At 56.7% G+C, this 12,421-nt stretch carries 10 protein-coding genes; 7 read left to right on the forward strand and 3 right to left on the reverse strand.

Annotation, left to right across the window (positions count from 1 at the left end; all coding sequences use genetic code 11):
- Positions 1-4: 4 nt before the first annotated feature.
- Positions 5-565, forward strand: coding sequence for a PH domain-containing protein (locus IPI58_01500; GenBank protein ID QQR69383.1), 561 nt, complete (start codon positions 5-7; stop codon positions 563-565).
- A gap of 65 nt (positions 566-630) precedes the next feature.
- On the opposite strand, the gene leuA is transcribed toward IPI58_01500, so the two are convergent.
- Positions 631-2,397: a 2-isopropylmalate synthase gene (gene leuA, locus IPI58_01505; protein ID QQR69384.1), complete on the reverse strand. Its 1,767-nt coding sequence runs from the start codon at positions 2,395-2,397 to the stop codon at positions 631-633.
- Positions 2,398-2,605: 208 nt separating this feature from the next.
- Positions 2,606-3,400, reverse strand: coding sequence for an NAD kinase (locus tag IPI58_01510; protein QQR69385.1), 795 nt, complete (start codon positions 3,398-3,400; stop codon positions 2,606-2,608).
- A 57-nt stretch (positions 3,401-3,457) separates the two neighbouring features.
- Here IPI58_01510 and mutS point away from each other — a divergent pair, with 57 nt between their 5' ends.
- From mutS to IPI58_01530, 4 genes are all read left to right on the forward strand, one after another.
- Positions 3,458-6,142, forward strand: a complete 2,685-nt coding sequence (gene mutS / locus IPI58_01515; protein ID QQR69386.1) for a DNA mismatch repair protein MutS — start codon at positions 3,458-3,460, stop codon at positions 6,140-6,142.
- A gap of 196 nt (positions 6,143-6,338) precedes the next feature.
- Positions 6,339-6,854 carry a peptidoglycan-associated lipoprotein Pal gene (gene pal, locus IPI58_01520; protein ID QQR69387.1) on the forward strand — a complete coding sequence of 172 codons (516 nt, stop codon included), beginning with the start codon at positions 6,339-6,341 and terminating at the stop codon, positions 6,852-6,854.
- Between the two features lie 198 nt (positions 6,855-7,052).
- Positions 7,053-7,751: a hypothetical protein gene (locus IPI58_01525; protein ID QQR69388.1), complete on the forward strand. Its 699-nt coding sequence runs from the start codon at positions 7,053-7,055 to the stop codon at positions 7,749-7,751.
- Positions 7,712-8,506, forward strand: a complete 795-nt coding sequence (locus IPI58_01530; GenBank protein ID QQR69389.1) for a nucleotidyl transferase AbiEii/AbiGii toxin family protein — start codon at positions 7,712-7,714, stop codon at positions 8,504-8,506. Before IPI58_01525 ends, IPI58_01530 begins: the two co-directional genes overlap by 40 nt.
- Here IPI58_01530 and IPI58_01535 read toward each other — a convergent pair.
- A complete protein-coding gene (locus IPI58_01535; protein QQR69390.1) occupies positions 8,499-9,389 on the reverse strand; it encodes a hypothetical protein in 891 nt (296 codons plus the stop codon). The two genes, IPI58_01530 and IPI58_01535, sit on opposite strands and share 8 nt — an antisense overlap.
- 281 nt (positions 9,390-9,670) lie before the next feature.
- On the opposite strand from IPI58_01535, the gene IPI58_01540 reads away from it, so the two are divergent.
- A complete protein-coding gene (locus IPI58_01540) occupies positions 9,671-10,249 on the forward strand; it encodes a RecX family transcriptional regulator (protein QQR69391.1) in 579 nt (192 codons plus the stop codon).
- 80 nt (positions 10,250-10,329) lie between these two features.
- A complete protein-coding gene (nuoL, locus tag IPI58_01545) occupies positions 10,330-12,291 on the forward strand; it encodes an NADH-quinone oxidoreductase subunit L (protein ID QQR69392.1) in 1,962 nt (653 codons plus the stop codon).
- The last annotated feature ends 130 nt before the right edge of the window (positions 12,292-12,421 follow it).

A 12,421-nucleotide genomic window follows, 5' to 3' on the forward strand; every position in this document is an offset into this window, starting at 1 on the left:
AAAGATGTCCAGTTATACGCGCTCTGTCTTAATGCCTGGAGAACAAATCCGCGCTCATGGCGTGCTGCACTGGGTGATGTTCTTGCAGCCTCTGCTGCTGACGGCGATCGGCGGGGCTTTTGCGGTTGCCGCGCCCAAAATGGGCGGGTTGCCGTTGCCGGATCTTTTGAAGACTGGGGCCATGCCCGAAATTCCCGTGGATAAATTGGGTTCGTGGTTGGCTATGGGCGTGGTGATGATGGGCGTGGTCAGTCTGCTGATCGCTTTCTTAAGACAAGTTACGACCGAGATCGTCCTGACCAATCGTCGAGTGATCATGAAGGTCGGGATCATCCAGCGTTCGACAGTAGAAATTCTGTTGGCGAAAGTCGAAAGTGCCAGCATCCATCAAAGCATCCTGGGACGGCTCATGGGATTTGGCAACGTTCTGGTGCATGGCACGGGCGGTGCTATGTCGCCCATTCGCTGCATCACCTCTCCGATTGAGTTTCATAACGTTTTGATGATGCTGATTGAGAAAGCGCGCGTCCACCGCGAGGATGTCAGTCATGATCTTCACGGATGATGAGGCATCCCAAGCCCCCCAGCTCAGGATGCCTCTGCTACTGTCTTGATGAATTTATCTTTGTTTCAGCCGATGTTGTTCCTCTCGGGTCTGCCGGATTGAACATCAACCGGGCGGTGGCTGGTTGGTTCGACGGACAGTTTCGGGAACCGCGCATCGATATCCAACTTGCCTTGCCGCGCCGCACGATTGACGCCGCCCAGCACGGCCAGGACCGAGGCCGTGGTGGTGTTCTCGTGAATGCCAACGCCCCATAGCTTGCTGCCGTCTTTAACACCGATTTCCACAAAAGCGATGGCCTTGGCGTTCGAGCCTTGCCCCATGGAACGTTCTTCGAAGTTACGAACATCAATCGGCAGACTCAAAGCATTGACGACGGCGTCAACCGGTCCGTTGCCTTCGCCGGTTACGCTTTGTTCTTGCCCGCCGATCTGCAGAGTTAGCCCGACTTTCTGGACGCGATCATCGCCATTTTGGCTAAAGCGGTGGCGGGAATGAGCGATTGGGTCTTTGGGGTGCCCCAGATATTCATCGCGGAATATCTGTCCGATATCGTCGGTTGTCACCTCACGGCCTGTCGCTTCGGCTCGTGCCTGCACCATGTTGCTGAACTCGATCTGGAAGCCGCGCGGGGTTTGGATGCCGCCCAAGGATTGCTCCAGAAGATAGGCCGCGCCAGCTTTGCCCGATTGGCTGTTGACTCGGATGACGGCCTCATAGGAACGACCCAAATCTTTCGGATCAATGGGAAGATAGGGTACATCCCAATGCTGCTGTGCGTGACTCTCTCCGGGCATATTCTTGCGGATCGCGTCCTGATGCGATCCTGAAAACGCCGTGAAGACCAGCTCACCGGCATAGGGGTGACGCGCCCCTACGGGAATCTTCGTCAATTCCTCGACAGTGGCGATGACCTCGTCCATGTTCGAGAAATCAAGGCCGGGGCTGATGCCTTGCGTGTAGAGGTTCAAGGCCATGGTGACAAGATCGACATTGCCCGTTCGCTCGCCATTGCCGAACAGGCAGCCTTCCACGCGGTCCGCGCCCGCCAGCAACCCCTGTTCCGCCGCTGCCACAGCCGTGCCGCGATCATTATGGGGATGCAGACTGATGATGGCGGAATCGCGTTTGTCTAATAGACGGCCCATGCATTCGATCATGTCGGCATAGGCGTTGGGCGTACTGGCCTCAACCGTGGCCGGTAGATTCAAGATCACCTTGCGCTGTGGAGACGCGCCCCACGCATCCATGACCGCGCCACAGATAGACTGGGCATAGGTCAGCTCGGTTTGGCTGAAGACTTCGGGACTGAACTCTAGGGCAAAATCTGTCCGTGGCTGTTTTTGCGCCAATTCGCGGATCAGCTTCACGCTGTCCACGGCCATATCGATGACGTCCTGCTTAGACATCCCTAACACGCTGTCACGGAATTTAGGTGCCGTGGCCGCATAGACATGCACGATGGCTTTTTTTGCGCCGCGCAGAGATTCCATGGTGCGACGAATAAGGGGCGCGCGCGCCTGGGTCAGGACTTGGATCGTCACATCATCCGGGATGCGGTCTTCCTCGATCAAACGTCGAACGAAATCGAAGTCGGGTTGCGAGGCGGAAGGGAAGGACACTTCGATTTCCTTGAAGCCAATCTCAGTCAGCATGTCGAACATGCGAAGCTTGGCGTCAATGCCCATCGGTTCACGAAGAGCTTGATTGCCGTCGCGCAGATCCGTGCTTAACCAGATCGGCGGCTTCGTGATGGTCCGCGCGGGCCATTGGCGATTTTGCAAGGGAATGGGTTGAAACGGACGGTATTTGGTTTCGGGATTCTCCAACATATGCGCTCTCCCCTAGGTGGGTGTGTGACGTGTGGCTCAACGATATGGGGGGAGGGGAGGGTATGTGCGCGCTATGCACGCAGAAACAGCGCCTGCAGGCCCGTAAAGAGCCAGCTCGTCAACGAGAAGGTGGCGACTGCGTAAGTCATGCGATGACTATAAACGCAAAACCGGCCCGATCGTCAAGAGCCATTGGTTTCAGTTGCCCTCAGCTTTGAAATTGCTCACGCAGAATCCGCTCCGCCAGGCTGTGTTCGGGGTCGAACAATAGGTTCAGGGCCAGGGAACGATCTTCGCTTACCTGGACGCGGCCGACGCGGCGCGCCTCGGTGATATCGGCGGCGGCGCTGACGGGGCGTTTGGAAGGCTCCAGCACCTCAATGGTGATCTCGCTGCGTGCAGCCACCAATGCGCCGCGCCAGCGCCTGGGACGGAAAGGGTTGATCGGCGTCAGGGCCAGCATATTGGCTTCCAAAGGTAAAATAGTGCCATGGGCCGAGAAGTTATAGGCCGTGCTGCCCGCGGGCGTGGCCACGATGATGCCGTCGCTGATCATTTCCTCTAACCGCACTACGCCATCCACGGATACGCGCAATTTGGCCGCTTGGCGGCTTTCGCGCCACAGCGACACTTCGTTCAATGCCAAAGCCTCGATAGGCGGCGCGTCAGGGTTTTCGGCTGACCAAGCCTGCATACGCAAGGCGTGCAGCGCCACTTCTTGGGCGGCAGAAACCCGTTCAATCAAATCGTCTTCGCGGTACTCGTTGCACAGGAATCCAACCGAGCCGCGCCGCATGCCAAAGACCGGCTTGGATTGTGTGATATTATTATGCAGCGTTTCCAGCACAAAGCCGTCGCCGCCCAGCGCCACCAGAATATCGGCTTGATCAATGGTGCATTGGCCATAGCGTTCCGTCAGACGCGTCAGGGCGCGCGTCGCGGCGGCATGCGGTGAGGCCAGAATGGCCATACGGGGAGGTAAGCGTTTAGTTATTTGATTCATTAAGATTTCTCCCAGACGTAGCGCGATGGCTCTGGGGGCATTATAGTCGCATCCGCCATGAAGTCCGTAGCAACCTTACCCCTGCCTTTGGATGAACCGTTCGAGCAAGAACGGACGCGTGACGATTCGGTCACGCCTATGATGGCGCAATACCAGATGCTCAAGGCCCAGCATCCGGATTGTTTGTTGTTTTATCGCATGGGAGATTTTTACGAGCTGTTCTTCGAGGATGCCGTGAAGGCGGCGGCGGCGCTCGATATCGCCCTGACGCGGCGCGGCCAGCATCAGGGCCAGGATGTGCCGATGTGCGGCGTGCCGGTGCATGCCTATGAAACCTATTTGGCGCGCTTAATCCGCAAAGGCTTTCGTGTGGCGATTGCCGAGCAGATGGAGGATCCCGCCGCGGCGCGCAAACGTCCGGGCAAGTCGCTGGTCGCGCGGGACGTGGTGCGCATCGTCACCCCCGGCACCGTGACGGAAGAATCCTTGCTGGAGGCGCGCGCCGCGAATCACCTTTTGGCGCTGGCGACCGAATCCGGCGGCGCTTTGGGCTTGGCATGGATGGACCTGGCCACAGGCCAGCCTTTGACCCAAGGCGTGTCGCGTGAGAATCTGGCCGCGTGTCTGGCGCGTCTGGATCCTGGCGAGATCATTTGTGCGGATACGCTGTTGACTCGGCCAGGCTTGGCGGCGGCCCTACAGCCTTGGCGCGACCGCCTGACCCCGCAGCCGGCCAGTCGGTTTGATCCCGTCAATGCCCGAAGGCGTTTGGAGGCGACCTATGGCGTGCAGGCCCTGGATTCGTTCGGGAATTTCTCGGCCACCGAGATGACCGCCGCCGGCGCGTTGCTGGACTATGTGGAACTGACGCAAAAGCGACAAATGCCGCTCTTGGCCCCCTTGCGACAGGTTTCGGCAGGCGGCGTGGTGCAGTTGGACGCCGCCACAAGGCGTAATCTGGAACTGGGACGCACCTTGTCGGGCGAGCGTCAGGGCAGTCTTTTGGCCAGTCTAGACCGTAGCCTGACGGCGGCGGGGGCGCGTTTATTGGCGTCGCATCTGGCCGCGCCGCTTACCGACCCCGCCTTGATCGAACAGCGTTTGGATGGCGTGGCGTTCTTCCTTGAGTATGGCACTTTGCGCGCCGCCTTTCGTCAGAATCTCCGATCTTGTCCCGATATTGAACGCTCTCTGGCACGGCTGGCATTGGGGCGCGGCGGACCGCGCGATCTGGCCGCGCTGCGCGACGGCCTGGCATGCGCGGCGGATATCGCCGGACGCTTGAATCAGGAAACGGGCTTGCCCGGTCTTTTGGCCCAAGCTGTGCGGTCTTTGCGCGGACAGGATACTCTCTATGCCGATCTGTCCGCGGCCTTGGCGGCAGAATTGCCCTTGGCGGCGCGGGATGGGGGCTTTATCGCGCGCGGTTACGCGGCGCATTTGGACGAACAATTTGTGCTGCGCGACGAGGGACGAAGGCTGATCGCGACGCTGGAAGCTTCGTATCGTCAGCGCAGCGGCGTCGCCAGTTTGAAGATCCGGCACAACAATGTGTTGGGCTATCATATCGAGGTGACCTCAGCCCAGGCCGATCGTTTGACATCGGGGCCTGAGCGTGAATCCTTTATCCACCGCCAGACCACGGCAAACTCGGTGCGCTTTTCGACGCAAGAATTGATGGACCTGGAGCGGCGCGTGGCCGAGGCGGGCGGCAAGGCTCTGGCCATTGAACTGGCCTTGTTCGAACGCCTATCTGCGCAGGCTTTGGAGCAAACCGAATCCTTGCGCGCCCTGGCGACGGGACTGGCGATGGTGGATGAAGCGGCGGCCTTGGCCGAGCGCGCGCAAGAAGGCCAGTGGTGTCGGCCTCAAATGACAAATGATGATACGTTCGAGATCGAAGGCGGGTGCCATCCGGTCGTGGTGGATGCTTTGGCGCGTCAGACGGCCACGCCCTTTATCCCGAATGACTGCGCCTTGATTCCCGAACAACGTCTATGGTTGGTCACCGGTCCCAATATGGCGGGAAAATCCACTTTCTTGCGCCAGAACGCCTTGATCGCCCTGCTGGCCCAAATGGGCAGTTATGTTCCGGCGCGGCGCGCCCGGCTTGGCGTTGTGGATCGCCTGTTCAGCCGCGTGGGCGCGGCGGACGATCTGGCGCGCGGACAATCGACTTTTATGGTCGAGATGCTGGAGACGGCCGCCATTCTCAATCAGGCCACTTCGCGTTCTTTGGTCATACTGGACGAGATAGGGCGCGGCACGGCCACCTGGGACGGGCTGGCCATCGCCTGGGCCTGTCTGGAACACTTGCACGACGTCATCGGTTGCCGTGCTTTATTCGCGACGCATTATCACGAGCTGACGGCTTTGTGTAAAAAGCTGCCGCATCTGTCGCCCGTGACCATGCGCATCCATGAAGGACCCGAAGGGATCGTGTTCATGCATCAGGTGATCCCCGGCACGGCGGATCGTTCCTATGGTCTGCATGTGGCCGCTTTGGCGGGATTGCCGAAAACGGTTTTGGATCGCGCGGCGCAGGTTTTGGCGCATCTGGAAGAACAATCGCTTTCGAATGGACAAGCGGGCAAAGCGGATATTTCGGCTCTGCCCGCGGCTATGATGGCTCCCGTCGTTCCGGCTTCGCCGGTCTTGGATGCCTTGCGCAGCCTTGATCCTGATACCCTGACCCCACGTGAGGCGTTGGATGCGATCTACGCCCTCAAGGCTAAAATATGACGAAGTTCCAAGAAAATAATCGGATTGGCTCTTGATTTGTCGGCCACATGCTTTTATTTATAGAGCGCGCTCCCGGCAGGACGCGCGGCAGGTTGGCGTAAGGGCAGGGCTGCCAAGATGGGCCGGAAACGGGTTGCACGATCTCGACAAGACGTCACGTCTTGAAGGTAAATAGACCAAAAGAAGGAGAACAGAAATGCGAGCAGGAAGAATTTTGACGATGGCGGCGGCGCTTGTCATGGTGGCAGCGTGCAGCTCCAACGATGACGAAGCCAGCCGTGGCATGGTCACAGGCCAGGCCGTCACCGGTCCTGGCGTTGGTGGCCATATGGGCCCTGGCGGCGCGGGTGCCGTTCGTCCTGGTAGCCAGGAAGAGCTGGTCACCGTTGGCGACCGCGTGTTCTTTGACTTCAACAGTTCAGACCTGACGTCCGAAGGGCGCGCGGTTCTGGATCGTCAGGCCTCATGGATGAAGCAGAACGCCTCGGTCAATGTGACGGTCGAAGGTCACTGCGACGAGCGCGGCACCCGTGAGTACAACTTGGCTCTGGGCGAGCGTCGTGCGCAGTCTGTGAAGAACTACATGGTGGCCGCTGGCATCGCGGAAAGCCGCGTTCAGACCATCAGCTATGGCAAAGAGCGTCCCGCTGTTCCCGGCTCGAACGAGTCGTCATGGTCGCAGAACCGCCGTGGCGTGACTGTGGTCAACTAAGGACCTAGAGGGCGCTTTCTTACAAGAAGACGCTTTCTAGTATAAGTAAATACAAGGGCGTAGCAGAATAACCTCTGCTACGCCCTTAATTTTTCGGACACTTCTATATCATTTTGATTTACAAAATATTGTGTATTAGTTGCAATTCTTTCCGTATAATAAGAAGGGTATTTAATGTTCCGTCCTGGGTCAGGAATCATGCCGCGCTCACCCAAAATCCATCATGTTCATATACACAGACGGGGCGCGGCAAGAAGTGTCGTAAGTGTTCATCATCGCGAATTACCAAAAACATGTCGGGAGCATTATTTTACGGGAACGACAGCCCTTAATATTCCCTCGGAAGAAGGAACAGGGGACTGGAGATTCCGTGAAGTTTTTATAACAACGCCATACGACCAGACGGGTATAGGTCATTTTCTAATTGCAGGTATAACATTAAAGGATACATCTAAATTGCTTGGTAACAAAGGTGTTTTTGATTATCAACACGTGTTTAGAGATGCCGGATTCTTCTCACTCCGCGGCCCCGTTTATGCCGCCGATCACTACCGCGCCCTTGCCGATCTTGCCTTGTATGCGGTGGATGCGGGCTTGCCTCTTGAGGGTACTGTAAACATTGAGGATTGGCTGCCGCGCAAAGACGAGATAATGCAATTCAAAGTGTTAATGGATGAAGCATGTTCCCAATTAGAGCCAGAGAAGGCCAATCGCATATCGGCATGGATGAATCGATATGCTCAAAGCCTACCGACACCACGCAACAAAAATGAGAGGGCGTTTCCTGGCAAGAAAAAGAACAAGGATACCACTCTTCACCGCGCGCCACAACGACCAACACGAGAGGCTCTATATCCATGGTATGCGATATCTCTACCCTGTACCTTTACGAAGTAGCACGGTGCGTTGCGGATCGGCCGCTCGTTCTTAAAGGTGGCTCAGCCCTGATTCTGCAAGGGCAGGACCGCACGAGCGACGATTTGGATTTTGACGCAACCGAGCCTTATTCGCTGGATACGCGACATGCATATGATATGAGGCGAGCTTTTCGGCAGGCGGCCGAGCAACTGAACGAGAGAGGCGTTTATATCAAAATATTGAAAATCGTTAAGAAGAAAGATACACGCACCACCCGGCGGGAGTTGGTAACTTATGACACATCCATTGGACAACGCCACTTAAAGACCGAGACATCCTTTCGGGAGAATAGGGTTGTGGATCCCCGCGAGTGCTTTATATACGAAGGCGTCAAGGTTTATGTTCCGCATCGTCTGGTCACGCTGAAGCTGAATGCCGCGCGGAATAGAACCAAGCTGCGTGACGCCTATGATCTTCTTTTCCTTGCGACTACATTTTCCAATCATTTTGATAACGATCAAAAGAAAGGGTTTATTGATTTTGTCGACACATTTCTTAATAGGGGAGCCACGTATGATCTGGACTGCACCGGCAGCAGCCTCATCGCTCCCAGCCGTATCCCGGGCGGTCATCCATATGCAACAAGGGATGATCTGACCAAGGCCTTCTTGAATCACATGGACGAAAAGCTCCAGGAATGCGCCATAAGTTTCATGGAGGGCAAGACAACAACAAAACCCATGCCGAAGACCAGCAAAGTTATTCAATTATCGAACAAACCGCCCTCTATCTGATATGCAGGACGCGGAAATAGTAGTACCCCCCACCGGGAGAAACTCCTATATTCGATGTGTTATCAAAACAGCCTTGAAGCGCACCGAGGTTTTCAATCGGATTGCCGTACAAGCTATCTGTTGGGATGCCGCCATTATTGGCGCTTCCAGTATAATAAGTTCCATCAAAAAATTGGTGACCGCTTCCATATAAGTAAAATCCATTTGGACCGGATGTTGTTGGTGGTGTTGTCGGATTTCTATTCTTGAACCCAGTCATATTATTTATTTGTAAACATTCATCTTTAGTAATCCAAGGTAGAAACATGACCAAATCAGCGCTGGTACTGCCATCAACGTAATAACAGGGAAAATCGCTCGAATTACCACCTTGCGGGTATCGCCCACCTGTGCCAACGCCCATGACACAGTTTGAAGCATAGCCGTAGTTACCTATTCCGGTCACGCCGCCAAATGGCGAATGTGTAAGCGCCAACTCATAATCAGCCTGACTCTGAGCGCTCGATTGTGGGGTCTTCCATACAATTCCGCCGCCATTTTGATCAAAGACATGGCAGGATTTATCGGCGGGCGCATTCGCGTTTGTATAACCGCTGACGATAGGGTTTTCAAAACTGATTTGCGTGTCGGTGCAGCCCCTTCCCAATACCCTATCCACGCCCATTTTAACGCTGTCCGCATATTCAAGAATGGCGGATGCTTTGGCCTTGGCGCTGACTGCGGAAGTATCGCCACTGAACGAATCCGACCCCGCCGAAATGGCCGCGGCGATGACGGCCAGAAGGGCCACGATGAACAGGATCGGGCCAATGGCTATGCCTGATTGAGAGCCTAAATTAAATGCCGATACCCGGCAGGGGGGGGGGGCGGGTTCAGCGCACACATTGCATCTCTACGATTAAAGGCTACGATTCCAGGGCTGGAAATTACGGCGCAAAGCTTGGTTTGTCCACTCCTACCCTTAATATTCCTGTCCACAAACCGAGCTGGTTCCCGAAAAGAAGAATGCGGCGCGGGTGGTTTTGTGGTGCGCGATGGGCAGGCGCAGATCATCTGTCCGTTCCAGCCAAATCGCTTATACACAACATATAGTCATGTTGTAGGCCGATGCTCATCTAGATAGGCATGTAGCATTTTCCCGTCTGTTATCCCATAGTTTGCGCCATGCCTTCGCCACGCCGCCTTACCAGAGCCAGCATCGTCACGCCCGAGCGGTTGCGCGCATCGGCCTTGGCGTATTTGGCGCGTTATTCCAGTTCACAAGAAGGACTGCGGCGGGTTCTGTCGCGGCGCGTGCAACGGGCGCAACGCCTGGGCGGCGAGGTCGATGCGGCCCAGGCCTCGGCCTGGATTGAAGCGATCATAGGCGATGTCGTTCGGCTGGGTTATGTGGATGATGCGACCTTTGCGCGGGGCCGCATCCGCGCTTTGCGCGCGCGGGGCCGTTCGCGTTCGATGATCGAGATGGACCTGACCAGCGTCAAAGGCCTGGCTCCCGATATGGTGCGCGACATGCTGGAAACCATGGAGCACGAGGAAGGGCAAGACGCGAACCAAGCCGAAGAAATGGCCGCCCGCGCCCTGATACGCCGCCGCCGTCTGGGCCCCTTCCGCCCGCCCGATCAACGCCACGCCTATCTTCGCCGCGACCTGGCGACCTTGGCGCGCGCCGGCTTTCCCCTTTCCCTCGCCCGTCATGTCTTGGACCTATCGCCCGAGGATGTTGAAGACATGGGAGAATGACAGGGCGGGCTTCTTGATGACAAAGCCCACCGCCCGCGCTATGAACGATCAGCAAATGCCGGATAAGGACATAAAGAACCATGTCGATTCCCTTGGAAGCGTGGATTGTGGGTGTGCCTTTGTTGACGGCGGTTTTGGCCGGATGCGGGGGGCGTCTGATAGGGGCGCGGGGCGCGCAGATCGTTACATGTCTGGGTATGATCGTGACTGCCGTTTTGGCGTGCGTTTTGGCCTATCAGGCTTGCTTTGAGGGGCTGACGCGAACCTGGATTCTGGCCCCTTGGATTCGCGTGGGGGATTTTTCGACATTCTGGGCGATCCGCGTGGATGCGCTCAGCGCCATCATGATGGCCACCGTCACCCTGGTATCGGCCTGCGTGCATGTGTACAGCATCGGCTATATGGCTCATGATTCTGGCGTGCCGCGCTTTATGGCTTATTTGTCCTTGTTTACGTTCTTTATGCTGCTGCTGGTCGGCGCGGATGATCTGATGCAAATGTTTGTCGGTTGGGAAGGGGTGGGGCTGTGCTCCTATCTGCTGATCGGTTTTTGGTACCACAAGGACAGCGCATGCGCTGCCGCGATCAAGGCGTTCTTGGTCAACCGTGTCGGCGATATCGGCTTTGCTCTGGGCATCATGGCTTGCTTTGCGGTATTCCGCTCGGTGCGCTTGGGAGATATCTTCGCCTCGGCGGCCTCCATGCGCCACTTCGCCTTGAATATGGGCGGCATGGAGATCCCGGCCTTGACGGTCATCTGCATTCTTTTGTTCCTCGGTGCCATGGGCAAATCGGCGCAATTGGGCTTGCACACATGGTTGCCCGATGCCATGGAAGGGCCGACTCCGGTTTCTGCCCTTATCCACGCCGCTACCATGGTAACGGCGGGGGTGTTCATGGTGGCGCGGTTATCGCCTTTATTCGAACAAGCGCCCGTGGCCCAGAATCTGGTGCTGATCGTGGGTACGCTGACCGCGATTCTGGCCGCGACCATGGCTCTGGTTCAAACGGATATCAAGCGCGTGATCGCCTATTCCACGATGAGCCAGCTGGGCTATATGTTCATGGCTCTTGGCGTGTCGGCCTATGGTGCCGGCATGTTCCATTTGGTGACCCATGCCTTTTTCAAGGCGCTGTTGTTCCTGGGCGCGGGCGCGGTGATCCATGCCTTGAACGGTGAACAAGATTTGCGGCGCATGGGCGGGTTGGGGCGAAGCATGCGCATCACTTGCGGTTTGATGGGCGTTGGCGTCTTGGCCTTGGCGGGAATCGGCGTGCCGGGATTGGGCGGATTCGCGGGCTTCTATTCCAAGGAAGCCATCTTGCAGATGGTGGTCTGGGGGCCGGGGGATTCTGTCGGTTTCGGTCTGCGCCTGGCCGCCTATGTGATCGGTGTCCTGACAGCTTTGCTGACGGCGATCTATGGCGGGCGGCTGATGATGTTGGCTTTTTATGGAGCGAAGGGCAGGGGAGAAGCATCCCATGCGCATGACGCGCCTGCCGTGATGTTGTGGCCCATGATTCCTCTGGGACTTGGCGCAGTTTTGGCCGGTTGGGCGTTGGAGCCGTTCTTTGTCGGTAAACACCCGGTATGGGGTAAGACCTTGATCGGTCCGGTTCATGACACCCTGCTGGCCGCGCATGATCATATTCCCCTTTGGGTCGGTGGACTTCCCTTGCTGGCTGGGCTGCTTGGCTTGGCGCTGGCCTTTGTCCTATACGGCCCACGTCCTGAATGGCCGCAACGCATTCTCGCGCGTTTCGCGGGCGTACATCGGTTGCTGCTGCGTGGCTATGGGTTCGATGACGCCTATCAGGCCCTGATTGTCAGCCCGTGCCTAAGGCTTGGCCGTATGCTGTGGCATGGCATTGATCAAGACATCATTGACCGTTTTGGTCCCGAAGGCGTCGCCACGCGCGTCAATGCGATGGGGACACGTTTTGCCGCTTTCCATCGTGGTCTGATCGGACAGCAGGCCATGGTCATGATCTTTGGCGTGATCCTATGTCTTATTCTGGTTGAGTTTTGGGTTAGGAGATAGGCCGTGACAATATTTATATAGTTATGAAATGTGATCTACCATAATCCTGCGCTCTAATCGTTTTGTCCTGCGCTCTAATCGTTTTGTTAGGAATTTATGATAGCTCTTGAAGGGTCTATGCCCTGGGCTG

The organism is Alphaproteobacteria bacterium (assembly GCA_016699305.1).
GTDB lineage: Bacteria > Pseudomonadota > Alphaproteobacteria.